This is a genomic window from uncultured Salinibacterium sp. (genome assembly GCF_963974405.1).
Taxonomy (GTDB): Bacteria; Actinomycetota; Actinomycetes; order Actinomycetales; family Microbacteriaceae; genus Rhodoglobus.
This window is the reverse complement of the sequence record NZ_CAXBBH010000001.1, coordinates 965042-990072: the sequence shown is the minus strand read 5'-3', so window position 1 is coordinate 990072 and position 25031 is coordinate 965042. Positions and strand designations below refer to the sequence as shown.

The 25031-nt window shown below is 59.1% G+C and carries 23 protein-coding genes; 11 read left to right on the top strand and 12 right to left on the bottom strand.

Annotation, left to right across the window (positions count from 1 at the left end; all coding sequences use genetic code 11):
• The first annotated feature begins 16 nt into the window (after window positions 1–16).
• Together AACZ26_RS04865 and AACZ26_RS04860 are read left to right on the top strand one after the other, a co-directional pair.
• The gene (locus AACZ26_RS04865) at window positions 17–661 is read left to right on the top strand and encodes a Maf family protein (RefSeq protein WP_339619566.1); all 645 of its coding nucleotides are present in this window, start codon (window positions 17–19) and stop codon (window positions 659–661) included.
• Window positions 662–739: 78 nt separating this feature from the next.
• Window positions 740–2494 (top strand): biotin carboxylase N-terminal domain-containing protein, encoded by a 1755-nt coding sequence (locus AACZ26_RS04860; RefSeq protein WP_339619565.1) that lies wholly within the window; start codon window positions 740–742, stop codon window positions 2492–2494.
• Between the two features lie 948 nt (window positions 2495–3442).
• Here AACZ26_RS04860 and AACZ26_RS04855 read toward each other — a convergent pair.
• The 10 genes from AACZ26_RS04855 to AACZ26_RS04810 form a co-directional block, all read right to left on the bottom strand.
• Entirely contained in the window at window positions 3443–4903 is a 1461-nt protein-coding gene (locus AACZ26_RS04855) for a UvrD-helicase domain-containing protein (RefSeq protein WP_339619564.1), read from the bottom strand.
• The gene (locus AACZ26_RS04850; RefSeq protein WP_339619563.1) at window positions 4896–6665 is read right to left on the bottom strand and encodes an AAA family ATPase; all 1770 of its coding nucleotides are present in this window, start codon (window positions 6663–6665) and stop codon (window positions 4896–4898) included. The genes AACZ26_RS04855 and AACZ26_RS04850 overlap by 8 nt, the downstream gene beginning before the upstream one ends.
• On the bottom strand, window positions 6662–8617 hold the full coding sequence (locus tag AACZ26_RS04845) for an AAA family ATPase (protein ID WP_339619562.1): 1956 nt from the start codon (window positions 8615–8617) through the stop codon (window positions 6662–6664). The genes AACZ26_RS04850 and AACZ26_RS04845 overlap by 4 nt, the downstream gene beginning before the upstream one ends.
• On the bottom strand, window positions 8614–11652 hold the full coding sequence (locus AACZ26_RS04840) for a type I restriction endonuclease subunit R (protein ID WP_339619561.1): 3039 nt from the start codon (window positions 11650–11652) through the stop codon (window positions 8614–8616). The genes AACZ26_RS04845 and AACZ26_RS04840 overlap by 4 nt, the downstream gene beginning before the upstream one ends.
• Window positions 11649–12869, bottom strand: a complete 1221-nt coding sequence (locus AACZ26_RS04835) for a restriction endonuclease subunit S (protein WP_339619560.1) — start codon at window positions 12867–12869, stop codon at window positions 11649–11651. Before AACZ26_RS04835 ends, AACZ26_RS04840 begins: the two co-directional genes overlap by 4 nt.
• Window positions 12866–13354: a hypothetical protein gene (locus tag AACZ26_RS04830; protein WP_339619559.1), complete on the bottom strand. Its 489-nt coding sequence runs from the start codon at window positions 13352–13354 to the stop codon at window positions 12866–12868. Before AACZ26_RS04830 ends, AACZ26_RS04835 begins: the two co-directional genes overlap by 4 nt.
• On the bottom strand, window positions 13351–14919 hold the full coding sequence (locus tag AACZ26_RS04825) for a type I restriction-modification system subunit M (protein WP_339619558.1): 1569 nt from the start codon (window positions 14917–14919) through the stop codon (window positions 13351–13353). The genes AACZ26_RS04830 and AACZ26_RS04825 overlap by 4 nt, the downstream gene beginning before the upstream one ends.
• A gap of 371 nt (window positions 14920–15290) precedes the next feature.
• A complete protein-coding gene (locus tag AACZ26_RS04820) occupies window positions 15291–15848 on the bottom strand; it encodes a DUF3846 domain-containing protein (protein WP_339619556.1) in 558 nt (185 codons plus the stop codon).
• Window positions 15817–16347: a hypothetical protein gene (locus tag AACZ26_RS04815; RefSeq protein ID WP_339619554.1), complete on the bottom strand. Its 531-nt coding sequence runs from the start codon at window positions 16345–16347 to the stop codon at window positions 15817–15819. Before AACZ26_RS04815 ends, AACZ26_RS04820 begins: the two co-directional genes overlap by 32 nt.
• A 169-nt stretch (window positions 16348–16516) precedes the next feature.
• A complete protein-coding gene (locus AACZ26_RS04810) occupies window positions 16517–16834 on the bottom strand; it encodes a hypothetical protein (protein ID WP_339619552.1) in 318 nt (105 codons plus the stop codon).
• A gap of 155 nt (window positions 16835–16989) precedes the next feature.
• On the opposite strand from AACZ26_RS04810, the gene AACZ26_RS04805 reads away from it, so the two are divergent.
• The gene (locus AACZ26_RS04805) at window positions 16990–17196 is read left to right on the top strand and encodes a hypothetical protein (protein WP_339619550.1); all 207 of its coding nucleotides are present in this window, start codon (window positions 16990–16992) and stop codon (window positions 17194–17196) included.
• A gap of 107 nt (window positions 17197–17303) precedes the next feature.
• On the opposite strand, the gene AACZ26_RS04800 is transcribed toward AACZ26_RS04805, so the two are convergent.
• Window positions 17304–17744, bottom strand: coding sequence for a hypothetical protein (locus AACZ26_RS04800; protein WP_339619548.1), 441 nt, complete (start codon window positions 17742–17744; stop codon window positions 17304–17306).
• A 302-nt stretch (window positions 17745–18046) separates the two neighbouring features.
• Window positions 18047–19186, bottom strand: a complete 1140-nt coding sequence (locus AACZ26_RS04795; protein ID WP_339619547.1) for a hypothetical protein — start codon at window positions 19184–19186, stop codon at window positions 18047–18049.
• 148 nt (window positions 19187–19334) lie between these two features.
• On the opposite strand from AACZ26_RS04795, the gene AACZ26_RS04790 reads away from it, so the two are divergent.
• From AACZ26_RS04790 to AACZ26_RS04755, 8 genes are all read left to right on the top strand, one after another.
• The gene (locus tag AACZ26_RS04790; RefSeq protein WP_339619546.1) at window positions 19335–19643 is read left to right on the top strand and encodes a hypothetical protein; all 309 of its coding nucleotides are present in this window, start codon (window positions 19335–19337) and stop codon (window positions 19641–19643) included.
• Between the two features lie 3 nt (window positions 19644–19646).
• Window positions 19647–19928 carry a hypothetical protein gene (locus tag AACZ26_RS04785; RefSeq protein ID WP_339619544.1) on the top strand — a complete coding sequence of 94 codons (282 nt, stop codon included), beginning with the start codon at window positions 19647–19649 and terminating at the stop codon, window positions 19926–19928.
• Window positions 19929–20164: 236 nt separating this feature from the next.
• Entirely contained in the window at window positions 20165–20530 is a 366-nt protein-coding gene (locus AACZ26_RS04780) for a hypothetical protein (protein WP_339619541.1), read from the top strand.
• A 184-nt stretch (window positions 20531–20714) separates the two neighbouring features.
• Window positions 20715–21344, top strand: coding sequence for an MT-A70 family methyltransferase (locus tag AACZ26_RS04775; RefSeq protein ID WP_339619539.1), 630 nt, complete (start codon window positions 20715–20717; stop codon window positions 21342–21344).
• Window positions 21344–21544 (top strand): hypothetical protein, encoded by a 201-nt coding sequence (locus tag AACZ26_RS04770; protein ID WP_339619537.1) that lies wholly within the window; start codon window positions 21344–21346, stop codon window positions 21542–21544. The genes AACZ26_RS04775 and AACZ26_RS04770 overlap by 1 nt, the downstream gene beginning before the upstream one ends.
• A 159-nt stretch (window positions 21545–21703) precedes the next feature.
• Window positions 21704–21910 carry a hypothetical protein gene (locus AACZ26_RS04765; RefSeq protein WP_339619536.1) on the top strand — a complete coding sequence of 69 codons (207 nt, stop codon included), beginning with the start codon at window positions 21704–21706 and terminating at the stop codon, window positions 21908–21910.
• Window positions 21903–24026: a type IV secretory system conjugative DNA transfer family protein gene (locus AACZ26_RS04760; RefSeq protein WP_339619534.1), complete on the top strand. Its 2124-nt coding sequence runs from the start codon at window positions 21903–21905 to the stop codon at window positions 24024–24026. Before AACZ26_RS04765 ends, AACZ26_RS04760 begins: the two co-directional genes overlap by 8 nt.
• Before the next feature lie 169 nt (window positions 24027–24195).
• Window positions 24196–25017, top strand: coding sequence for a replication-relaxation family protein (locus AACZ26_RS04755; RefSeq protein ID WP_339619531.1), 822 nt, complete (start codon window positions 24196–24198; stop codon window positions 25015–25017).
• Window positions 25018–25031: the final 14 nt, after the last annotated feature.

Here is a 25031-nt window from a genome sequence, read left to right as displayed (position 1 = left end):
TGAGCATAGGAGCCTTGTGCGTCTTTATCTTGCGTCTACCTCTCCCGCGCGCCTCGCAACACTGCGCGCAGCCGGGGTTGATCCAGTGCTTTTGGCCTCGGGCGTCGACGAAGAAGCTGCAGCTGCAGCTGCCCCTGGACCATTGGATGGACCGGGGCTCGTCGATTTGTTGGCCCGCGCTAAGGCCGAAGCCGTTGTCGATTCGCTCGTTGCTGGCGAGCCGATTGATGGTTTCATTCTGGGCGGAGACTCAGCGTTCGAACTCGATGGCGAACTGTACGGAAAACCTCACGAGCCAGAAATTGCTCGGCAGCGTTGGATCGCGCAGCGCGGTCGCACAGGGGTATTGCACTCCGGTCACTGGCTCATCGACCATCGCGGTGGTGAAGTCCGCGGCGCAGTCGGGGCGGTGTCGAGTGCACACGTCACTTTTGCTTCCAACATCACGGATGCTGAAATCGATGCGTATGTCGCCACCGGCGAACCTCTCAAGGTTGCTGGCGCGTTCACGATCGATAGCTTGGGCGCGGCGTTCATCGAGCGAATCGAAGGTGATCCGCACGCCGTAGTGGGGCTTTCTGTGGCTCTTGTGCGTCAGCTGATGCGCGAACTCGGTGCCGAGTGGACTGAACTCTGGAATATCGAACGCCCATCTCTGTAGGCATCCACAGTGCTTGTTGCAGATTTTTGTGCGCTTCGCCTCAAGGCTTCGGCCCTCATCCCCATAAGCTAGGTCACTATGGCTCGTATTACGAAGGTACTCATCGCCAACCGCGGAGAGATCGCCGTTCGCGTTATCCGCGCGGCTAAAGACAGTGGCATCGGTTCTGTGGCGGTCTACGCCGACCAAGATCGGGATGCTCGGCATGTGAAACTCGCCGATGAGGCGTACGCCCTTGAGGGTTCAACGAGCGCCGAGACGTATCTCGTGATTGACAAGATTTTGTCGATCGCTCGCCGCTCCGGCGCTGACGCCATTCACCCGGGCTACGGTTTTCTCGCAGAGAACGCCGACTTCGCTCGTGCAGTAATCGAGGCGGGCATCATTTGGATCGGTCCATCGCCGGAGGCTATCGAGAAGCTGGGCGACAAAGTTTCGGCGCGTCACATCGCCGAGAAGGTGGGCGCGCCTCTCGCCCCCGGAACCCTTAATCCCGTATCGGGAGCAGCTGAGGTACTCGACTTCGTCGATCTTCACGGCCTGCCTGTCGCAATCAAGGCAGCATTCGGCGGTGGCGGTCGCGGCCTGAAGGTTGCGCGCACTCGCGAAGAAATTCCCGAGCTTTTCGATTCCGCCACACGTGAAGCCGTTGCCGCATTCGGCCGCGGCGAGTGCTTCGTTGAGAAGTACCTCGACCAGCCACGCCACGTCGAGACCCAGTGTCTAGCGGATGCTCACGGCAACGTTGTCGTGATCTCTACCCGCGACTGCTCGCTGCAGCGTCGTCACCAGAAGCTTGTAGAAGAAGCTCCCGCCCCGTTCCTCAGTGACGAGCAGAACAAGGCGCTGTACGAGTCATCGAAGGCCATTCTGCGTGAAGTGGGATACCTCGGCGCCGGTACATGTGAGTTCTTAGTAGCCAAAGACGGCACGATCTCCTTCCTCGAAGTGAACACTCGCCTCCAGGTCGAACACCCCGTGTCTGAAGAAGTGACCGGTATCGACCTCGTTCGCGAGCAGTTCCGTATCGCCGAAGGCGGAGTGCTCGACTACGACGACCCCACTCCACGCGGTCACTCCTTCGAATTCCGCATCAACGGTGAAGACGCTGGCCTCAACTTCATGCCCTCCCCCGGCCCCGTCCACGTGCTGCGCATGCCCGGCGGTCCGGGCATCCGCGTTGATAGCGGTGTCACAACGGGTGACGAAATCAGTGGCGCCTTCGACTCTCTGCTCGCCAAGCTCATCGTCACCGGCTCGAGCCGCGAGGATGCTCTTGAGCGTTCACGCCGCGCGCTCGACGAGTTCGAAGTTGCTGGCCTGCCCACTGTGCTCCCGTTCCACCGCAAGATCGTTCGCGATCCTGCCTTCACGAGCAACCCCTTCACCGTGTACACGCGTTGGATCGAGACCGAGTTTGAGAACGATATCGAGCCGTGGTCGGGGTCACTCGCTGAGTCGACTCCCGCCGCTGCACGTCACAACGTCGTGGTCGAAGTTGCGGGAAAGCGCGTCGAAGTGAACTTGCCATCGAAGCTCGTACCGAGCTCAAACACCGGTGCGGTGCTCTCCGCAGCACCGAAGCGTCGAGCAGCGTCGAGCGTCAACACCATCACTGGTGACTCTGTGAAGGCGCCGATGCAGGCCACCATCGTGAAGGTTGCTGTTGCCGAGGGCGACAAGGTCGTCAAGGGCGACCTCATTCTCGTGCTTGAGGCCATGAAGATGGAGCAACCGCTCGTCGCCCACAAAGACGGCGTAGTGGCTTCAGTAAATGCCACAGTCGGGCTGACGGTGTCATCTGGCCACTTGCTGATGAACATCGCTGACTAGGAGCCTCGCTCCTCAGCACGAAAGGCCGCTCATTTCGTCTTGTGACGGAATGAGCGGCCTTTGCTGTTGGTGGGCGTTCTGGGTGCCTACTCGCATATAAAGGTGACGTCGCGTCAACTTCATATTCTGCTCGAGAAAGCCAGAGCGGAACGTATTGAACGAAAACCGACTCCACGATCCAATCCCCGTCCACCGAAAGAGCTACCGGCTGAAATCCAGCAATCCATCTTGGATGGATACCGATCCGGAAGAACGATGAAGGAGTTGGCGACAGAGTTTAAGGTACATCGCACCACTGTTCGCGCTGCGCTCGATCGTCACGCAGTTGCACCAAGGGTGCACGCGATTACGAAGGCGCAGGTTGCTTTGGCTGCCCGACTCTACGAATCCGGGTTATCTCTCGCGAAGGTCGGTGAGCAGCTTGGGTTTAATGCTCAAACCATCGCGACTCATTTGAAACGAGCTGGAGTCACTCTTCGAGATCCACACGGTCGTCTGCCATGAGTGGCAACACCGTATTGATTATGAACAATATTGCGAAAAAGTCAATGGTTTGCTCACGCGGCGCTACTGCCGACCCTGAGCGGCGCAGGCCTCACGAGCGCCCGCAGCTTCGGCGCGAAGCGCCCGACGCGCGAATCATTACAGAAACCAGGCCATGCAACGAACTACGATTCATTCCATGGCGTGTAGCAAGTGCGGGTTTGAAGGTCACAACAGTCGATCCTGCGACGGCCCTCACTGGCCGTGCCCAAACTGCGGCAAGCCGACGGCAAACATGAACGACTACGCTGAACGTCACGATAGCGAGTATTGCTCCCCCTTCACGTCCGCAGGGTGCTGGGGCTAGGTACCTACCACAACACCCAGGTCCGATTCGTCTCCCCGAGACAGTATCGATGGCTGCCGCTAGTTTTCGTTCAGTCCGTGCCGGCGAGTGTCGACGCGTTAATCGTTCTGGAGCAATATACGCGACGCCGGTCCGACAATAGTGACTGATTTCCGCGCCCGCGATAGAGCCACGTATAGGTTCCTCGGGTCACGAAGGTTGCCGAGATCTGCGATGACAACATGGTCGTATTCAAGTCCCTTGACCAGCAACGTTCTTGACGCAATGCGCGTATGGCTTCTCCTGCCCTGCCGTCGCAACCGCTCGCGAACGCGAGTCAGGTTATCCGCCGCTGGTTCGAGGTTCTCTGCAGTCATCGCAATTGCTTGGAGGCTGTCCGTCCATGCTTCCCATCGATAGACCTTGAGCGTTGCCGTCCCACGGATTGCTTGTGCGGAAACCGCGAGACCTGCGTATGTCGGAGCCGCGCGAAGTTGTTCAAGTGAGTCGAGAACAGATTGGATGCCGTCTCTGCTAAGGCCAGTCACGCTCTCGTTGCGCCCAAGACGACCCAGGACAGTCGAATCCAAACCTGCCAGTCCGATGATGCACTCCTTTGCAAACCGTGCCAGCCACAGGGCGAGCAACGGATCGCCCTCTGCAGGTAGTCCGAGGATGCCTCGCTGAGCGTCTCCCGCGAGCTGTTGCTTCATGAAGTTGCCACTGATGTCCTCCATGACGGAGTAGCTGCCACCGAGCCGACTCGCATGCCCTGCTACCGATCTCGGCCACTTGTCCAGCAAAACGACTGACTCACCGTAGTCCCTAAAGCCGTGGGCAACCGCAGCGATGCTGGTGGGGCTGGTGTCGTTGATGAAAGTCAGACCCGGCACACTGTGCTGAGAGAAGTCGAAGTACTCCCCGTCGGCTAAGAACGGCCTGATCTGCAGCAGCCAGGCTCCGAGATCTTCGTTGTGATTCTTCCATCGTTGCGGCACAAACTCCATCTCGAACGCCGGAAACCCCGGCAGTACATGTGCGTCCCATTCGGCCAGTGGTCCCGCGAACCCAAAGATGGCTTGTAGTCGATCCCCGAGCGTGATCGTCTTCGGCACAGCGCTTGCCAGTGCAGTAATGAAGTCATGGTGGATGAGAGTGCAGTCTTGATACTCGTCCACGAACATGTAGTCGAAGCTCGTAGCGTGAACGTCGGCAATGGCTATTGTCTGGGCAACACGGGTCGCACCCTCGACGTACTGGTCTGAAAGCGACCAGTCTGGAGATTCGGTCACGGCAATACCAGCCAAGTTCGGATACGCACCGACAAGAGAAAACGCCCAGCTCGTTATTGTCTCTACTCTCACCATGCCGGAAGGGACTCCAAATGCACGCAATCGCCTCCGAATCGCGTCAACCCCAGCGTTGGTGTGCGTGAGTACCAGAGACCGCTTCGAAGCTTCAGCCGCCGTCGCTACCGCCGCCGCGAGCAGATGGGTTTTGCCTGCACCCGCGGGCATCTCAACCGATGCAGGTGCGGCTGCGAGCAAACTGGCAGCGCGGGTCTTAAGGGCGTCATCCATTGGCTGACGTGTCGCCTTGCGCGTCGGCCCCCTCGGCCTCCACGGGCACAGTTTGTGGATAGACAAAGGCGTATATGTCGTTGAGCCGATTCATGACCTCGGCAAGTGCAGGCTGCCTCTGGTGCTGCATGATCCACGCACCAAGTGCTCGCCCATCGTCAACCTCTTTGAACCACTTCCTCTTATCGGCGGCTCGGGCAATCCGATCTCGTGCCTGATCGAGCGTCGTCCCCGCATCGATCCAGGTCTGCACATCAAGCGACGAGACTGGGTTGGCTGAGTCCACTGAGGTGAGGTCGTCGAGCACCGTGCTTTCAGCAGCCCGCCGTTCGACGCCGAGTTCGACGAACTTGGTGAGCCCGGGTGACTCAAGGTCGGCGCATATCTGGGACTCGATGTTGTGCCCGTTGTCCCACCGAACGATCGTGACCTCTGCGGATTCTGCGGCAACAACGGCCGCGTCTACGCTGCGATCGTCATTGTCCATGAAGCCCGCCACTGCGTAGCCCAGAGCGGAGAGCGCCGCCGCACGAAGCGGAACCTCGGAACCACCTTGGCCGTCCTGTACCGCGACACCTTCGCCGGCAGATGTCGACCGACCGTCATTGATACGTTCCGTGTCCCACTCCTCAAGGCAAGCCAACAGAAATCCGTGCTCCGTCTTGCCCTCCGCAACTATGACCCGTCGCGCCAACAGTGACGAGGGGCGCGAGCGTCGCACACGCTGCAACTCCTCAGAGGCACCAGCAAGCGACGTAATCGTTACGACTCCATCATGAGACTGCACTGTCGCCAGGTTCTCAGTCTGGGCCTGCTCTACGACGACCGGTGAGTGAGTCGTGACTATAACTTGCGAGTAGTCATCGTCTGCCAAGAGGTAATTCAGAAGACGGACTGCCCGGTGCGGCTCAAGTCCGTCCTCGATCTCATCAACTACTGCTACCGCGCGGCTCCCTGCAGCGAGTTGCTGAATGGCAAGACTTGCGAGGCGACGACTGCCAAGGCCGAAGCTTGTCAGCGGCACTACATTTTCGTAGAGGGCGAGCCCAGCGCCCATTGCTGAGCGTGAGGTGTCCAGCCCTGGCTTAATATCGGTGAAGCTACCGCCGCCGATCTTGTTAGCTCTCTCTTGCACCTTCTCCGCGAGCTCGGTGAGCGACGAACTTTCATGCCCAGCCAATGCCTTCTGCGCAGCGCGGGATGCGGCCGACAGTGCCTCCCTTTCACCACCATCTCGAGCAGACATGCGCCCAAGCGCTGATGTGCGACTCCAGCGCAACTGCGTGTCGGTTCGGTCATCAACCTTGAACGTCGAAAAGTGGCCGCGTTGCGACGACGTGAGCATCTGAGACTGACCATCAACGCGCTCGACGGTCCATCTAGGCTCGAGTGACTCATCGATCGTCAGGCATGCAATCAGCGCTGGGGTGTGGTCATCCTCTGGGTCCTGATGTAAAACCCCGTCTACGTCCAGACCGCTGAGCCAGAGTCCGAAGGTGTTCTCCTTTCGAAGTGCATCCGGAATGTCAACGAGCACAGCCGTGATCGTGATCGGCACAGCGAGGTCAACCCCATAGAAATCTGTGTCGGATACCGGAATGCTCCACCTGTCACCCAGTAAATAGTGAATCGCATCAAGAATCGTGGACTTGCCGCTGTCACCTGGTCCCACCAAGACAACGAGCTGCTGCTCCGCAGGGAGCGTCCAATCCAATGACTTGATACCCCGAAAATTCTTGATCTGAAGTCGCCTGATTCTCACGATCCGGCCGCCAAACTTGCCTTCAGAATTTCTGAGAGTGACTTGTGGAGACGACGGAGAACCTTCGCGCCCTCGTGGCTCGGCTTCGCCAGACCCTCTTCTACGAGACGGCTGGCGATCACACGCTTGCCGGGCAAGCTGTAGCCATGATCGTCAGCCCACCGCTGCAGAACGTTCGGCCACAGCGTGGTATCTGGGTCGGTCAGGACGGGCACGTCATCGATGTTGATGGTAACTGTTGGGTTGGCATCGTTGATGAGCTTCGCTACGACTTCGCGGTAAGCGAGGGGATCAAGCAGATTCTCGAGCGTCAAGGCACCGAGCCCTAGCACGCGAGACTTCGGAACCCCAGCCGCCGTCAGTGCGGCTTGAATATCCTGGCCTCCCTTATCCCCATCAACCAAGAAGGCGACCCGGGCAGCTTCGAGGTCAAGGTCCGGATACATGGATGCTGGAACCTCAGACAGTCCAGGCGCCACCTGGTAGTCGAGATCATCCGCCTCGATCGCGAACTTAATCAGAGATGGGAGCAGGAGCATCTCAGCTGCGCCTTCAGCCAAAACCACACGTCGCGCAGGAGAGAATGCAGCGGCACCAGCGCCCATTGCCAGCATCAGTGGTGAATAACCGGCAGCACCACGCCAGAAACTACCCTCGATCACACTCCGCTGAGCGTTCACCTTGTCCGGTAATACTGCGCGAATATTTGACCCGAGGTCCGGAGGCAAGCAGGCAGGAGAGTGCGTCGTATAAATGATCTTTGCCGCCTGCTGCTGCGTCATAAATGTGTTGACGAGATCGGCTTGAGCATCGATGTGCAGGTGGGTCTCTGCCTCATCAATCAGAAGTACCGGAGGCACATTTGTGCCCTTCACCGCGAGGAATGCGACAAGCGCCACAAACATCTGGAGGCCGGCGCTTCGCTCGTGGAACTGCGTGATTGTCACGCCGTCCTGCTTGATGCGGATGGCGAGCACAGCGCCCTCGATCTTGAGTTGCGCAGTCAGCGTCGACTGCTTCCAGGCGTCCATGAACTTACGATGGAGCGCCTGATTCGCCTTCTCAATGAGGGTCTCGCGAGCGCCTTCGTCTCCGTTATTTATCTTCTCCCATAGTAGATCCAGGGAAAGTTCCGCCATCGCCGCTAGGTTCCGCAGCGCGGCGGGCGGCGTGTTGACCATATCCTGGGTGAGCGTATAGGTCGAGGCGAGCGAACGATCCTCGTCTGAGAACATGAGGATGTCCGGTGCGATTTCATAGAGTCGCTCTTCAACATCGTGAGCAGGGTCAGCTCGATCGAGCCATTGCTGTACTGATTCGAGCGCCTCGCGGAGCGGCCCAGCGAGTCCAAACTCCTCGAACTCTGCAATCCAAGTCGCGGGATCGAGCGCCTCCGCCACGCTAGGCGTTTCGTCGACGGAGAGATCTACATCGACGGAACGGATTGCTTCTGCCACCCGGGTGGCAAAGCTGATTCGCCGTTCCTCGGGTTCGGATGCGTCCCCTTCTTCAGAAGCTAGCGATGCGAGCGCGTTGAGGTTTGCCTTAGTCAGGGTTTTCTTGAGTGCCTTCAGGGATGTAACGAGTGGAGCTACGGCCTTTCGCGGGCGCGGGGTCACTGTTTTGACAACGCTGGCACCGGCGGCGCTACGTGAGAGTCGAAGTGCCTTCGGTGGCTCCTGCAGATCAAACTCCTCCACCTCGGCTCGGTCTACATCGTCAAGGAGATAGTAAGTACTAACAACAACGTCGCTGTCATTAATGGGCGTTGTACTCCGGGATCGCTCGGTCACTGAGAGCGACTTACCGTTGTCGATGTAAGCAAGGGCCTTGAGCAGCGTGGTCTTACCAGCCTCGTTCGGTCCGACTACCGCGATTACTTTATTGTCGAGGTTGACCTTGGCCTCGGTAAGCCGGCCGAAACCGTAAACCTCGGCTTTTACGAGCCTCACGATTGGTCTCCGCTTCCCAGCCCGAAGAATCGTTCGAAGAACGTCCCGAGCTTCTCAAGCACGCGCTGCTTCTTCTCGCCGTGGCCCCCGTCAGCAGCGAAGCGAGATGCAGGCGGCAGAACCTTGGTGATCGCTGTACCTGTGGTGCGGATCGCGCCGTCGCGGAAGGCGGTCTCAACAAAAACGCGGGTCTCGTCAGGGCGAAGGTTTTCATCCTGGATGATCGCGTCAAGTTCGGCTTCACGCTTGGCTGCTATGAATGCGCGCCACTCTTGGTCGAGCTCGCCGTCGACAGAGAGAGTGTCAACGAAGGCCTCAATGAGGTCCTTCTTATTACGCAGGGTCGGGCTGGCGTCGACGGCGCGGGTGATCTCGGCGCGGATCTCTTTGTCGTCGCCGTCGCCTCGTTCGTCGCGGTACTTCTGCACGAGCACGAGGATGTAGTCGACATTGATCTCGACCTGCTTGATCAGCTCGATCTCGAAGACGATGTCGTCGTTGATCTGTTCCTTGTCGCCATCTGCACCCTTACGGAACTCGGCGTACAGGTCGAGATAGACACTTCGGTAGTCCTGGGCTTGGCGGTCGGTAAGAATCTCATTGCCGGCAAAGTCGTCGAACGAGGTGAGGATGTTCTGCAGGCGCAGGATCGCGCCCAGCAGCCCAATGAATTCCTTCTGCGCAGACTCCCCGACGATAGGCTCGCCAAGTGGAAATGCTGCAAGCAGCTCTGTAACCTTCTCGGCGTAGTCACCGTAGTACTCGCCATACGGCTTCAGCAGGACAACGCCTTGCGCGTTCTTATTGCCGAACAGCGCAATGGCGTCGTTGGTGGCTTCCTCAAGGTTTCGGAAGCTCACAATGTTGCCGTACGTCTTCACCGAGTTCAGGATGCGGTTAGTGCGTGAGTAGGCCTGAATCAGTCCATGAGCCCGCAGGTTCTTGTCGACGAAGAGGGTGTTCATCGTGGTCGCATCGAACCCGGTGAGGAACATGTTGACGACGATCACCAGGTCGATGTCGCGGTTCTTCAGACGCAGCGATAAGTCTTTGTAATAGTTCTGGAACTTGTCGGCGCTGGTGTCGTAACTAGTGCCGAACATCCCGTTGTAATCCTGGATCGCATCTTCAAGGAACGAGCGAGCGTCCATGCTCAGCGCTCCCGTGTCGAAGCCTTCCTCGTCGAGCGCTCCGTCTTCGACGGCGTCGTTCGCGCCGTAGGAGTAGATCAGCCCCACCTTCAGTTTGCGGTCAGAAGGAAGCTGCTCCTGCAGCAGTTGGAAGTGGTTGTAATAGACCCGCGCAGCCTCGATCGAGGCGGTCGCGAACAGAGCATTGAAGCCACGCACGCGTTTGTCGCCAAGGGTGTAGTGCTCGGCACGTTTGGTCTTCTGGTCGAAGTGCTCCAGGGTGTACGACACGATCTGGCTGATGCGCTCCGGGGCGAGCAGCGCCTTCTCCGTGTCGATCGAGGAGACCGGTTTGTCGACGACGTTGCCCACCTTGACGGTGTTGACGTAGTCGATGCGGAAGGGAAGCACGTTCTTGTCGCTGATCGCATCCACGATCGTGTACGTGTGCAGCTTCTCACCGAACGCCTGCTCGGTGGTCTTGAGCTGCGGATTCCCGCCGCTGCCAGAGTTCGCCGCGAAGATCGGCGTGCCGGTGAACCCGAACAGGTTGTACCGCTTGAACGCCTTTGTAATTGCGGTGTGCATGTCGCCGAACTGCGAACGGTGACATTCGTCAAAGATGATCACGACATGACCGTCGTAGATCGAGTGACCCTTGTTCCCGCCGATGAAGGTCGAGAGCTTCTGAATCGTGGTGATGATGATTCGTGCGCCAGGGTCTTCGAGCTGCTTCTTCAGCACTGCCGTAGAAGTGTTTGAGTTTGCGGCACCCTTTTCGAACCGGTCGTACTCGCGCATCGTCTGGTAGTCGAGGTCCTTACGGTCCACAACGAACAGCACCTTGTCTACGGACGGAAGCTTTGACGCAAGCTGCGCTGCTTTGAAGCTCGTGAGCGTCTTGCCGGAGCCGGTGGTGTGCCACACATACCCGCCCGCAGCGATGGTGCCTAGCTGCTTGTAGTTGGTGGAGATGTCGATCTTCTGCAGGATCCGCTCGGTCCCCACGATCTGGTACGGACGCATCACCAGCAGCATCTTGTCTGCGGTCAGTACGCAGTACTTAGTCAGAATGTTCAACAGCGAATGCTTAGCGAAGAATGTCTTCGCGAACGCGCCCAGATCAGTGATCGGCTTGTTTTGCGCATCCGCCCACCACGACGTGAACTCGAACGAGTTCGAGGTCTTGCGCACACGCTTCGAACCGGCGGCCTCGCTCAGATGCTGCCGACGAGTGGTGTTGGAGTAGTACTTCGTCAGCGTGCCATTGCTGATCACAAACAGCTGCACGTACTCGAACAGCCCAGAGCCTGCCCAGAAGCTGTCCCGCTGGTAGCGGTCGATCTGGTTAAAGGCTTCGCGAATGTCGACACCGCGACGTTTGAGTTCGATGTGCACCATCGGCAGGCCATTGACCAGGACGGTCACGTCGTATCGGTTCGAGCGTGCGGAGCCGCCGTCCCTTTGACCGATCTCGTACTGGTTGATCACCTGCAGGCGATTGTTGTGAATATTCTGCTTATCGATCAGCAGGATGTTCTTCGTCGAGCCATCGTCCCGCTTCAGCAGTTGGACGTGATCCTCCTGGATGCGCACCGTCTTCTCGACGATGCCATCGTTCGTCCCGGCGATCCGCTCGGTAAAGAACTGCTCCCACTCGATATCTGAGAATGTGATGTGGTTCAATGCCTCGATCTGAGCGCGCAGGTTCGCGACCAGCTGCGTCTCAGATGTGACGGGAAGATATTCGTACGCCTGCGACTGCAGCAGGCGGACCAGCTCACGCTCAAGATCAGCTTCCGACTGGTACGACGAGGCAGCCGAAGCATCAGGAATGTACTCGGCAACAACCGTGCTCTCGCTACTAAGCGCGATCGGGTCGTACTTGCGCGGAAGGTCACTCATGCGGCTGCCTCCTCGAACGTCAGGAGCTTGTCGCGGTAATACTCGTACTGTGTGCGACGAGCGGCGAGTTCGGCAGGAAGGCCGACGCTGAGATCGTTTACCAGCGCGTCGAACTTATCGAGTAGGTCCGAGATGCTTTGCTGCACGTGTAGCGCGGGAAGCGGAATGAGTACCTGCTCCGCTTCGGACTTTCGGATAGACGGCACTGCGCCGGAGTCGTTTGCCAAGCGGCTTAGATCAAAGGTTTGCATCCAGTGATAGAGAAACCTTGAGGTCACTCGTTCAGTTGGGATGAGGCCCATGACATTGTTGTCGTATGCGGACGGGAAGGAAAGCACCCGCTTCTTGTTGGTAGCGACGGCCGCACCAATCTTGGGAAAGATGACTGTGCCCTCCGGCGCAGGGCGCACACCGAGCTTCTTTGCCACTTCAGCGTCGACGTAGTGATTGGCACGAGTCATTACAGTCTCATTACCGACCAAGTTCATGTCGCTGACTTTATAAAACGGATACTCGCCCTCGGTTTGTCCTTGGTGAGCGTTCGGGAATCCCCATCCACTACGCACCTCAACGACGCTCCCGAGAGGGACGCGCGGAATAGACGAATCAAAGGTCATCTGCAGATGCCGGTAGTACTCATACTGGCGGCGTCGAGCCTCCAGCTCCGCCTCCAGCTCCGCCTCCAGCTCCGCCTCCAGCTGAGTGAACTGATCCAAGATTCTCACGATCTCCCGCTGCACCTCGAGAGGTGGGACGGGGATTCGAAATCCCATAATGGCGGTCTTGCTACCACGGGGCATCTTTGCCCCTTTGGCGTGCTGCATGTTGTATGTAAAGAAGCCATCCGAGGAAAGCAGATAATACAAGAATTCGGAATCAACGTCTTTCACGAACGCCGAACGTAGGCGAACAGCGAGCACATCCCCGCTGCAGCCGCCCGCATTCGTCGCGCGCCAGACCTTCTTGAGATAGGGGCGGATATTGCCCAGCAGGATGTCGCCGGGCTGATATGCCGTAAGGCGCGCGGTATTCGGAAGGTAGCTCGCATCGACTCGACCGCCCTTATCTGCAACGAGATTGTCGACGCCCACAAATGAGGTTCCATCGAGGTTGGCCGCATCGACTCTAGTCGAGGAGTATTCCGCAATCTCGTAGAGTGCGAAGTGACGAACACCCTCAGGAGCAAGCTCCATGATTAACTCGTCCATCCGGCTCATAGGTCGCTCTCCCACAGAGCTACGTCGTCTTCAGGATCAGCCGTTGCGGAGTCCCCGTTCGCAGGGAAGATCACCGCGACAGCATGCGTGTAGCCAAGTTGATTTCTGTAAAGAGCTAACTTCCGCCGGTCCCGCTCCAGGTCACCTCGACCTTTCTTAGCCTCGATGACAACAAGATTCTCAGACGTCCCGCGCAGGTGGACAATAATATCCGGGTAAACAGTCGTCCCATTTGCGTCAGTTGATAGCACTTGTGTTTCAAGTCCATCAAGTTGTTTCTGGATGTTCCCATTGGGGTTGTCGGCCCAACGGTTATATTCGCAGTCAACGTTCCATTCAGGGAAATGCTGTTGCAGATATTCAGCGAGCTTGTGCGTGAGGCTGCGTTCGTTAACGTCAATCTCGAAAAGATAACGGTCACGCGCAAGGAGCGTTCGGTATGCCGAACGAACTCGACCTAAGACATCATCAGGTGCGAGGCTCACGCCGTGCCTTCCAGATCTGTCACGATCTCGTCGATCGAGATTCGCAGCTCCTGCTGACGGGCGACGATGCGTGCGATGTCGGCGTTCAGCTCGGTGATGTCGACGGCCACGCGGGTGTCCTCGGCAACAACGTACGACGACACCGCGATGTTGTAGCCGTTGGCCGCGAGGTCTTCGTTGGACACGAGTTTCGCGAAGTGGTCCGCATCACCACGTGCAGTGAATGCGTCGAGGATCTTCTGCTGGTAGGTCTCGGAGAGCTTGTTCTTATTGCCGGAACGAGTGAACTCGGCCGAGCCATCGATGAACAGCACCGCATTATCGCTCTTCGACTTCTTGAGCACCATGATGCACGTTGCGATGGTGGTGCCGAAGAAGAGATCTGGCGGGAGTTGGATAATGGCATCCACATAGTTGTTATCCACCAGGTATTTGCGGATCTTCGCTTCCGCGCCGCCGCGGTAGAGCACACCAGGGAACGAGACAATCGCTGCGGTTCCGTTCACTGCGAGCCAGTTCAAGATGTGCATAGTGAAGGCGAGGTCGGCCTTCGACTTCGGTGCCAGCACACCGGCCGGGGAGAAACGCGGGTCGTTGATTAGCAGCGGATTAGCGTCGCCATCCCACTTGATTGAGTAGGGCGGGTTGGACACGATCGCCTCAAACGGCTCATCATCCCAGTGCTGCGGGTCGGTCAGCGTGTCGCCGTGGGCGATGTTGAACTTCTCGTAGTTGACGTCGTGCAGGAACATGTTGATGCGGGCGAGGTTGTACGTGGTCAGATTTATCTCCTGACCGTAGAAGCCCTGTCGCACCTTGCCCTTGCCGAGCACCTTTTCAAACTTCAGCAGCAGAGAGCCAGAGCCGACGGCCGGGTCGTAGACTTTGTTCACCTCGGTCTTACCCACCACCGTTATGCGGGCCAGCAGCTCGGAGACCTCCTGCGGGGTGTAGTACTCGCCACCCGACTTACCAGCGCTCGAGGCATACATCTGCATCAAGTACTCGTAAGCGTCGCCGAATAAGTCGATTGAATTGTCTTCGAAGTTGCCCAGCGGCAGGTCACCGATGGCATCAAGCAGCTTGACGAGCTTCTCGTTGCGCTTGGCGACAGTGTTACCGAGCTTGGAACTGTTGACCTCGAGGTCGTCGAAGAGGCCCTTCAGGTCGTCTTCGCTGTCACTGCCAACGGCCGAACCCTCGATGTTATGGAAGACGCGCTCAAGAGTCTCGTTCAGGCTCTCGTTCTGCGCGGCATGCTTCCGAACATTGGCGAACAGCTCGGAAGGAAGAATGTAGAAGCCCTTCTCCGAGACAGTCTCCTTGCGGCCGAACTCTGCCTCGGAGTCAGCCAAGGTGGCGTAGTCAAAGTCAGGGTCACCGGCCTTGCGCTCACCGGTATTGATGTAGACAGCGAGATTCTCGGAAACGAACCGATAGAAGAGCATGCCGAGCACGTAGCTCTTGAAATCCCAGCCATCGACACTGCCGCGCAGGTCATTTGCGATCCGCCAGATCGTCTTGTGCAGCTCGGCGCGCTGAGCCTCTTTGGTTGTCGGAGCCATCACCACTTCACCGCCATCGACGGCACGCGTGTAACAAGTAATCCATTCGTGGTTGAGCAAGTCATATCGGGTGCGTTCTCCTCCACATGAAGTGGGTTCGTTAGTTATCCACAAAGCGTTCTCTCAGGCTATCGGCGACCGCAGACGCTGGCCTGTCCCACTTCGGGTGATTCGCTTCCAGGAGATACCTCGAACCAGAAGCTGAATACTACTCTATTTATACCATGACCAGCGCTTTTCGTGAACCCTGAGCCGCTGTGCGGAGCACTCACATGGCGGCCCGGCAGTCATGACACTCTTTCAGTTGAATAGGCGGCGACCGCCCCAGACGAGAACTCGTTCGTTCTGCAATCCGGGCGGTCGCCGCCTTGCTAGTTATCGCCGCCCGGGTGACCGGGCGGCTCTTCGACTTCGCTGGCAGGGAGGACGTGGAGCTCCTTGAGCCGAGTCCAGTTGTCCCGCAGCAGCATCGTCCAGGTGATCGCTCCCCAGTAATCGGGGAACTTCAACTGGTTGCCGAGCCACTTCTGGCTACCTTTCTTGCGAACGGCCACCCGGAACGTCGTCTGGGTCAGAAGCAGCCCGCGAACCCGCTCCGGTACGTCGGTGTCTTCGCCAGCCTCGTTTGGAAGGCCAACGATCACTGCATCGCCGACAACCATGGCGTTCAGGCGTGCCTCGGGGACGTGGTGGCCCCACAGGAACGTTGCCCGTGCGTTGAAAGGCAGATGCTTCAGCACTCCCTCCTCGTTCACATAGATCGTGACGGCGAGCGAAGGGATAGTCACCGCCTCGACCCATCCGCCCACAGCAGCCTGGTAGTCAACGAGTCCGTCGAACTGTCGCAGCTCCAACGGGGCGTTCGTGTCGCTGGGGATCAGGATTCCGGCGACCATGTCAGGCCACCGGTTCGAATGGGCTGTGGTCACAGTGATCGCCGTTGGGATCTTCCGGATTGACCCGAACATCCCACCCGCTGGGGCCGGTGAGTCCGATGATCATGCACCAGATCGCTGCGTCGAAAACGTTGTCGAAGCAGGCGAAGGTGTTCTGCCAGTCCTCTTCATCCTTCCGGCTGATCTGGATCATGAAGTGATGCGGATCTACCAGCGTTTGAAACACTCGCGATGGGACGTCCATCCCGACAACCGGATCGTCCACGGGGCCGGCCAGCACTACGTCTCCGAGCACGAACCGCAAGGGTCGACCCGGAGTGGCATAGTGCCAGCTGAGCGCCGTGGCCCGAGCGTTGAAGCCACCCCGCCCCAGCGTTGCGGCCTGGTTGGCCCAGATCGTGCTGCTGAGTCGCTCCAGCTCGAACGGCTTAACCCATCCGCCAGTGACTCGCTCGAACTCGTCGATGTCGACGAGATCTCGAACCTGCACGGCACTTTCACTATGACGCGGGATCACGATAGTTCTGACCATCGCTCCCACCTCCTTACTGTTGTCGCGGCCGAGAACTCGGACTGAGTTCTCTTACGAAGCCGCGAAGCAGCAACGAGGTGTGTTGGGGTGGCCGATCGGGACAAGGCAAAGAGCCCTGATCCCAACCGGCCACCTTCCCCGCGGATTGCGCCTGCGGGGATTGCCTGAGTCAGGCGGATGCTGGCTTGCTCCGGGAAGACTTGCTCCCCGTTTCACCGCCAAAGATGGCTTCGATCGCGCTCTGCTTGGTCTTGGCTTCGCGGTCAATCTCGGCACGTACCGTCTCAGCCCTGGCAAGGACTTTCGGATCGGACTTGCTGGTCACGACCCAGGCCTCCAGAGCGATCCGGATCTCTTCGGTGACACTGCGGTCGTTCAGCTGGGCGATGACGTCCAACTGTGCCCTCAGGTCGTCGCTGATGCGCACCGCCAGGGTTCGCATCTGAATACTTGTCCCGGCCACGGGGGCCGGCGTTTGCTCACTCATATGAACAACCTCCTCATCGGAAGCGGCTGACGAACTCCGAGTGAGTTCCTCTGCGCCGCAGACCGACGAGGTGGACGAGTGATTATGGCAGACCTGCGAATGGCGTCAATATTCCAGTCGTAAGCGTTGTAAAAACTACGGCGATAGTCCCTTGAATGAATCGTGCTCATGCTTCAAAGTCATGGGCAGTTATGCAACTGGCTTATATCCACACACCAGAATCAAGAGCTTCAAATCGAGGCTTCGCCGACGGCACTGGTGCTACCGCGCAATTCTTTCTGCCAAACGGCGTCGCCGTTGACTCCTCCGGCATGGTCTACGTTGCTGACAGCTACAACCACCGCATCCGCAAAATTGAGTAGTTGAAACCAGATCACCATCTCATTGAGAAGAGCCCGCCGAGCGACGAGTAGTTGCCCAGGCGGGCTCTTCTCATGTCGCTCGAGGCGGGCTCGAGTGTTGGGACGCTTCAAGCGACGGTCATGCTGCCGCTGAAGATTCCCTGGCTGATACGTGCAAAGTGCTGCAAAAGCACTCCACCGCTGATGTGGGCCAACCCGTCGACACGTGCATTGTCTGCAAGCTGGACGCCGCCACGAACGATCGCCCGACCGCCGATGCTGCTCTTGTCGCGGAGGGTGCAGAAGTCAGTGACTACTGCATCTTCTTCGATCACCGCCTTACCAAAGAGCCGCACGCTGCCGACTACGACTGCACGGCCCTTGATCATGGCGCACCTGTCCACATAGACACTCGGCCCAACGTGGGCCGTGATTGCGACAAGGCCACCGCCCGTTGGGTGGGTGCGGTATGTCGCATCGGCTATTTCGATTTCGAGCGGTGGTGGTTCGCTGGGCCACATGTTCCATGGGTTCAGCCGCGTCGTCGCTGTTTCCACTGCTTTGTACATAACTTCTCCTAAACGAGTTAGAGCTCCGTTCCCTGCGGATGCAGGAGCCTCGACATGACCGCGTTGGTCGATGTCGCTGCTCCCGCATCCGGGCGGAGTAGCTATGTAGGATGCTCAAGCCTGAATCGCAGGCGAGCTATTTGGTTGAGCGCGAAACTGTCCAGCAAGCTCAACTGCCCGAGATTATCTCATTTAGTTGCGCTTTTGTCAACAGTTTTAGTGGCGTGAACAGTCACGACTGCCCCACATATAGCGCTCATGCCGCTTGCCAGCGGGTTGAATGGACGCGTACCGATCGCGAACTACTGCTCGGTTCGATCGCCGTCAGGATCAATATCACCTTCGTCCATTTCTTCATCGTCAGCAAAGATGTCTCGCTCACTCCGCTGTATAGGACGGTCATCAATGTACAGCGGCTTATCGCTCTGCCGGCCAAAGTTTGGTGTCTCCAGGACAGCCAGATTATCAATAGGCCCTGAATCGCCGTCAGTTGAAAGTATCCAGGCCAGGACATCAAGCGAGTTCGATAACCTCTCGATTGCGATTGCCGGGTCAGCTGAAGAACGCGACTGTTCGCCAGCTTCAGGAAAGAGCTGCCAGATATTGAAGCTATTCACCGGATGAAGCAGTGATTCGAGGGCATCGCCACTCAGACAGAACTCTTCATCGGGTCGCGGGTCTGAGGTACTGGCACGTTTCAACAGAACGAACTCCTGCACTGCTGCTGGATACTCGTCTCGGATCGCCTGACTAATAGCTTGGTTGAACACAGATTCGCTAGAACCAACGAAACCGGACGGCGGCCACCATCTGAAGTTGAGCTGCATAAGAGCTTCGTCAGCCAAGAGTTCGCGAAAGACGGCTCGACCCTCGACGGTGAAGTAACCCAGGATCTGCCGCTGGGTCAGCCGAAGTATCTCGATAGCCACCCGGTCTGTTCCGTTAGCCCGACATGGCGTGTGAGTGCGCATAGCCAGTTGGTTGGCCAACTCGGCATAAGCTTCCTTGCGCATTTCAAAGTAGGCGCTCTTTTTATAGAAGAGGAGTGCCTGCGTGAGGGCGTCCCGCTGGCTGACGGTGGTTGCCCGCCTTACCTCGTTCCACGCCTCAGGGTCGCGGCGCAGCGCAAGCATACTCATGTCGTAACGAAGCGTCAGAATCAGGATCTGCTGGTGTTGGTAGTTGCCAATCCCATGTTCGATCACACAGCCGATGGCCATGTACGCGGCAATATGCCGATCACTCGGGTGGAGCTGCTGATACTCCAGCTGGTCTCCTACAACCGCCAACTGTTGTATTTCTGGTGCTCGCCGACGAATGCGCTCAGGTGAGACCCCAACGCCTTCGCGCAGCACTTCGAGTTCACCCAGAACCGCGCTACTAGCAGGGCGCGACGATGAGGAGTGGTCTGCGTCGGGTAGCTCGGTTCCTTCCTGGGTCATATGCCCAGAATACGCAAGCCCGAACCCGTCCGTTGTTTGCTCCGGTTCGACACCGCATCCCGGACAGAGACTGGCTATCCAGTGAACCCTCCAGCTAGAAGGCTGATTTCAGGCGGATATTCCGCCACTGGAATCAACGGAGGACACCATGTTCGGAACCACCAAAGAACTCGCCACGACGGGCGGTTCGTTCACCCCGCAAGCCTTGTCAGAGATGTCCGGCGGCATGCAGCGGCAGACCGGGCGCGAGATCGAGCGAATGCAGGCCCAAGCCCTGGTCGCTGATGTGCGCGAGCAAGGCCGGGCACTGCTAACCAACACAGCGCTGCAGAACGTCGGCGCGCTGACGGCGCTGGAGCAGCATCTGATCCAGGTCGCACCGCTCGGCGAGGCCCGGTACAAGCACATCGTCGATGCCTACGCGATGGGTGCTTCACAAGCCATCGCCAGGTGGTGACCGATGCTGGCGCTGGTTGCCCTGCCGTTCCTCCTTGGAGCGCTGGTCATCGGCTGGATATGGGAAGGAGCGTGGTGGCTCGTGGACTGGTTCCAGAACCGGAAAGCACGACGGATCGCCCGGATTGAAGCTGAGTTGGATCGCACTCAAGCAGAACTGCGCCAGACGATCCTGCGGCTGGCCGATGAGCTCGGTGGTAACGCTCACGAAGCTCGCAAGGCGCTGATCCGCGAGTCGTATCTGGCGTCCGGACAGGTACCAAGAACAGGGGCAAGTTCCCGTTGAGACGGTGGGGCGGCTCATGACTGCTCTTGAGTCCGTCCCCAGCGTGCGAGGAGCCAACACCCCCCGCGCCGTCGTTGTAATCGCGTCTACAAGCACGACTAGAACATTGACTTCCGCCCGGGCCTGGTTCATAACCAACCACCGCGACCCGAGCGGTCACAGGCCTCGCATTGCGCGAGGAATCAATAACTGAATAGGCAGCCGCAAGGTTGCCAGACCTCATGGAAGGAGGAGATATGACGAACACAACAACATCAACCCAGGGGAAGGAGGCGGACGCCGTCGGCCTCCTTTGGGTGATCAGCAAGGACGAGCTACACGCGCCGCCGTGGCTGGGCGAGCAGAGCCTTCGCGAGCAAGAAGAACTGCTCAGGCGGCAAGCCGAACAAGACGGAGTCCTCCTTGAAGCTGTCTTCACTCGCGAAGTCTCATTCGACCCGGAACCGCAGCGTTTGTTATTCGAGCTGCTCGACTGCACCAAGCGATGGCCAACCGCGCGGATTTACCTGCTGCGCGAGTCGTTTATCCGTGAACCCTCGACGCTCATGTTGTACAGCGACGTCCTGAAGGCTCTTGGAGTCGAACTGGTCATCTGCGACTAGTGAGGTCAGGTCGTGCCCGTCGTCAGCAACGACAGCGGGCACGACCACCCCGCAGCGACGACCCGATTGTCGTTGTGGAATCTGCAACCACCCCGACCAGACGATTGACAGCCCGCGCCGGATGGCGCATAACCAATCGTCCGTCTGCTCGTCGAGTGCGAGTAGGAGAAAGGAGTACATCGACATGACCAATCAAACAACAACCTCAGTACCGGAGGACGACGGCCTCGTGCTAAAGCAATTCAAGGTCTGTTATGCCGATCCGCCCTGGGACATCCAGCAGAAGGGAGCCCGCGGGGCACTGCAGCACTACGACCTGATGACCCTCGACCGCATCAAGGCGATGCCGATCCCTGACCTGATGGCCCCAGATTCGACACTGCTGCTCTGGACAACCAACGCAGCTTTACCCGGGGCCCTGGAGGTCATGCGGGCGTGGGGCTTCACCTATAAAACGAACGCTGTCTGGGACAAGTACTACATGGGGCTCGGCAACTACTTCCGTGGCAGCCACGAGATCTTGCTTCACGGCGTGCGTGGCAAGGCACCGTTCAAGTTCCATGGTCAACGCTCGACGCTACTTTTCCCGCGCCAGGGTCACTCGCATAAGCCCGAAGAGATGATCCCCCTGATCGAGCGCGTCCTCGATGGACCTTACTTGGAGCTGTTTGCTCGTCAGCGCCCGAACTCCCATGCGGACTGGTCGGTGTGGGGCAACGAGATCGACTCCGACCTCATCATCCCCGGCTACCCGGTTCCATCGGACTACTGTGCTCACACTCTGGCCGGTGGCGAAGGACAGGACCATGCCTAATGGCCGACGACACCCCGAGGACTCTCGCGCAGCGCTTCTTCCGCACCTGCCTATTCATCCTGGGCGGCATCCTCGCGCTGTGGCTAGCGCTGGAGCTGCTCGCCCAGCTTTGGGGTTGGCTGCTGCTAACAGCTGGTGTCGCCGCGTTCATCTGGGCGGTCGTCTGGTTCATCCGCTGGCGTCGAGATCGGCAGTGGTGAGCATGAGCACATTCGCCTCTGGCAAGTCGTTGCGGAATACACAACGGGTATTGACAAAACGAATCGACTCGTCCATAAACATTCGTCCCCCTAATGGGAAGCACCCTGAATCTGTCTGCGTCCGCAATGCGAAAGGAGTAATCAGAAAGGAGGTCAACCATGACTAACCGACGAAGTCGTCGCCGCTATCGAAAGAAGCAAGATCGACACGTTTGGGTGTTCTCGGAACTCAACCATGATCTGCGCCCTGAGCAGATCGCCAAGATCATCACCACTGCTGGCCTCGAGCAGGCCCGGTTGGAAGCCGAAGCCCAGCAACAAGCCCCAGAGGCAAGGCCCGGTGGTGCGGGAGGTGACCATGTCTGAGTCCCTCGTCTTCACCCGTTTGCATTTGCCGCGCCCACTTACCCCGAACACCCTCCGGCAACTGCTGGAACGCATGATGAGCGGTGACGTGCCGCGCCCACTCATTCTGGAAGTGCATGCCACGAGCGCCGGTGTCACCCATTTACTTGGGTGCGCACCAACCGCCGTCCAGCGGTTGAAACGGCTACTTTCGGGCAGTCTCCCCGGGGTGGGTTTTGAGGCCACGACCCGGCCGGACGTGGCCGCTGTCAGCCGGGTCGTCGCCCACCCCACCAGCCTGCCTTTAGCCAACGTTGAAGCCGAAGAGATATCCGCAGCTATCTACCAAGCTCTCGCTGCCCGGCGAGGAGACGAGCAGGTGGCGTTGCAGATAATCGTCGGTCGCAGTCATGCACCGCGCTCACTTCCGCCGAACGCTCCAGATCCTCTTCAGCCGTTCGGTTCACGACTACTCGATGGTGTCCGCCCCGCATCGGGAACGACGAAGACCCAGCTGTCCCAGCGGATGTCCGTCCCGACGCTGGCCACGACGCTGCGTATCGCCGTCACTGCGAAAACAAAGAAACGCCACTCTGCGCTGACCTGGGAAGTGTTCGGGGCATTGCAGTTACTGGAAAGTCCCGGCGTGCACTTCACGCTCAACCGCGACACACCCTTCCGCTGGGCGACAGCATCCGTGGGGCGGGGCTTGCGGCTCTCGGCCAGCGAACTGCTCCCGCTGCTGGGCTGGCCGCTCGGCGACCGGGACTACCCGGGCATCCCAGGTGCTCATCCCCGCTTGCTGCAAGTGCCAGAAGTCGTCTCGCGCACCGAGTCGGTGTTCGCCACCGGCACCGCGCCAGGGCCCAAACGTCCGGTCGGCATCGACCCCATTAGTCGCCTGCAGCACGCTGTCGTGCTTGGTCCGACAGGGTCAGGTAAATCGACGCTGCTGGAGCACCTGATTCTTTCCGATATCAAAGCGGGCAGAGCCTGCTGCGTGATCGAGCCGAAGTCCCAGCTCATCGAACGCATCCTGGCCACCGCGCCTAAAGAGACTGCTGAGCGCATCGTGGTGCTCGACGCGACCGATACCGAAGCACCGGTCGGCTTCAACCCACTCGATGTTGGCGACCGTGACCCCGACATCGTCGTCGATGGAATACTCGCCGCCCTGGCCGCTGTGTTCAACGACAGTTGGGGGCCGCGCACCGAGTACCTGATCCAGGGCGCACTCCTCTCGCTGGCTCGTGCCGGCCAGAAACGAGCCGAGCCGTACACCCTGATCGATCTACCTCGGCTATTCACCGACGACGCCTTCCGCAGACCCATCGTCGCCGCCGTGCAAGACGACATCACCCTGGCAGCCTTTTGGGAAGAGTTCGAAGCGATGCGCCCAGCCCAGCGAGCCGCCGTCATCGCCTCACCACTAAACAAGCTCCGCAAAATCGTGATGCGAAAACCCCTCGTCGCTGTGCTCGGTCAGTCCAAGCCACGCTTCCGACTCCGGGACATCTTCCGGGATCGCATGGTCGTCCTCGTCCCACTCAACGACGCCCTCCTCGGCACCGGCGCCTCCAGGTTGCTGGGCAGTCTGGTAGTCGCCGAACTGTGGATGGCCACGCTAGAGCGGGCACAGGAAAAGAGTCCGATGAAACGACCCGGCATGGTCTTCATCGACGAGGTACAGAACTATCTGCACCTGCCCACGCCGATCGATGACGTCTTAGCCACCTCTCGTTCTTACGGAGTTGCCTGGCATCTGGCACACCAGTACCGCGACCAACTACCGAGCAAGATGCGCACCGCGCTTGACGTCAACGCCCGCACAAAGATCTGTTTCGGCCTCGACCCCGATGACGCCCGCGACATGGCTAGGCAAGCTCCGCTGCTGACCGCCGACGACTTTCAAGCCCTCGACCAACACCACATCTACACCCGCCTGGTCGCAGGCGGCACCCCCATGCCCTGGTGTTCAGCCCTCGCACTACCACCGCTAATCGAGACCAGTCACGGCCGCGAGATACGTGAAGCGAGCCGACGTCGATACGGGGCCGACCCACCCGAGGCGGCACCCGTGGCAGAGAAGAAAATCGCGGCGTCTGCGTCGACGCATCAGAAGGCGAGGCGAACATGAGCCTTCGACTCAGGCGACAAGTGTCCGGTCGCGCGTCCCGTCGCTATTCGTCTCACCACCCACAGCCACCGCCGGTGCCGCCCCTGTTCCGCCTGTTCTGCTCGCTTCGCGGCTGGGACTCTCCCTGCATTGCAAGGGACTTCACCCACACCACCGGCAGGAGGCAACCATGACCAGCCGAAGCATCGTGCAGCTCGAGCAGCACCTCACCGAACGCGACATCCGCATCCTGGAAGACCTCGAGCGCTTCCGTCTGCTGACCACCCGACAACTCCAACGACTCCACTTCCCCGCAGTACCACTTGGCCCTCACACCACCAGCAGCAGCGCGACTCGTGGCACGACCCGCGTCCTCGGTCGGCTGGAAAACCTGGGTGTCATCGCCCGGCTGGCCAGGCGCATCGGTGGAATCACGCACGGCTCGGCGCTCACGGTCTGGCAGCTCGGTGCGGCCGGCGACAGGTTCCTGCGTGCCCGACGCGGCGAACCCAAACGCCGCCGCTATATCGAACCGGGCCGCACCTTTATGACCCACATGCTCGAAATTGCCGACACCGCTGTTGCCCTGATCGAACAAGCAAACGCCGGACGCTTCGAGCTGTTGGAGCTCGAGCTTGAACCCGCCTGTTGGCGACAATTCACCAGCGGCAGCACCGCAACCATGATCCTCAAACCAGACCTGCTAGTCGTCAGCGCCGATGCAGAAACCGAAACGCACTCGTTCGTCGAAGTTGACCGGGACACCGAACACCTGCCAGCCGTGCTTCGCAAGTGCCACACGTACCAGCGCTACAGGGCCACCGGGAATGAACAAAGTGGCCGCGGCCTGTTCCCGGCGGTGGTCTGGATCGTGCCTGATGCCATTCGCGCCAAACGCATCCGCGAGGCGATCACCGCCGAGAAGCAACTCGATACGAACGTGTTCTGGATCATCACGCCGGAGTCCATGAACAGTCAACTCGCCCCATATCCGGCACCTGTCAATACCTAACCGAAAGGAGGAAA

Bases quoted from the DNA above. Each gene is read 5' to 3' on its own strand.
- AACZ26_RS04795 (WP_339619547.1), bottom strand. From the start codon at position 19,186: ATGACCCAGGAAGGAACCGAGCTACCCGACGCAGACCACTCCTCATCG.
- AACZ26_RS04780 (WP_339619541.1), top strand. From the start codon at position 20,165: ATGACGAACACAACAACATCAACCCAGGGGAAGGAGGCGGACGCCGTC.
- AACZ26_RS04805 (WP_339619550.1), top strand. From the start codon at position 16,990: ATGAATCGTGCTCATGCTTCAAAGTCATGGGCAGTTATGCAACTGGCT.
- AACZ26_RS04815 (WP_339619554.1), bottom strand. From the start codon at position 16,347: ATGGTCAGAACTATCGTGATCCCGCGTCATAGTGAAAGTGCCGTGCAG.
- AACZ26_RS04835 (WP_339619560.1), bottom strand. From the start codon at position 12,869: ATGAGCCGGATGGACGAGTTAATCATGGAGCTTGCTCCTGAGGGTGTT.
- AACZ26_RS04775 (WP_339619539.1), top strand. From the start codon at position 20,715: ATGACCAATCAAACAACAACCTCAGTACCGGAGGACGACGGCCTCGTG.
- AACZ26_RS04765 (WP_339619536.1), top strand. From the start codon at position 21,704: ATGACTAACCGACGAAGTCGTCGCCGCTATCGAAAGAAGCAAGATCGA.
- AACZ26_RS04840 (WP_339619561.1), bottom strand. From the start codon at position 11,652: ATGAGTGACCTTCCGCGCAAGTACGACCCGATCGCGCTTAGTAGCGAG.
- AACZ26_RS04810 (WP_339619552.1), bottom strand. From the start codon at position 16,834: ATGAGTGAGCAAACGCCGGCCCCCGTGGCCGGGACAAGTATTCAGATG.
- AACZ26_RS04790 (WP_339619546.1), top strand. From the start codon at position 19,335: ATGTTCGGAACCACCAAAGAACTCGCCACGACGGGCGGTTCGTTCACC.
- AACZ26_RS04825 (WP_339619558.1), bottom strand. From the start codon at position 14,919: ATGGCTCCGACAACCAAAGAGGCTCAGCGCGCCGAGCTGCACAAGACG.
- AACZ26_RS04755 (WP_339619531.1), top strand. From the start codon at position 24,196: ATGACCAGCCGAAGCATCGTGCAGCTCGAGCAGCACCTCACCGAACGC.
- AACZ26_RS04770 (WP_339619537.1), top strand. From the start codon at position 21,344: ATGGCCGACGACACCCCGAGGACTCTCGCGCAGCGCTTCTTCCGCACC.
- AACZ26_RS04860 (WP_339619565.1), top strand. From the start codon at position 740: ATGGCTCGTATTACGAAGGTACTCATCGCCAACCGCGGAGAGATCGCC.
- AACZ26_RS04760 (WP_339619534.1), top strand. From the start codon at position 21,903: ATGTCTGAGTCCCTCGTCTTCACCCGTTTGCATTTGCCGCGCCCACTT.
- AACZ26_RS04800 (WP_339619548.1), bottom strand. From the start codon at position 17,744: ATGTACAAAGCAGTGGAAACAGCGACGACGCGGCTGAACCCATGGAAC.
- AACZ26_RS04785 (WP_339619544.1), top strand. From the start codon at position 19,647: ATGCTGGCGCTGGTTGCCCTGCCGTTCCTCCTTGGAGCGCTGGTCATC.
- AACZ26_RS04855 (WP_339619564.1), bottom strand. From the start codon at position 4,903: ATGGATGACGCCCTTAAGACCCGCGCTGCCAGTTTGCTCGCAGCCGCA.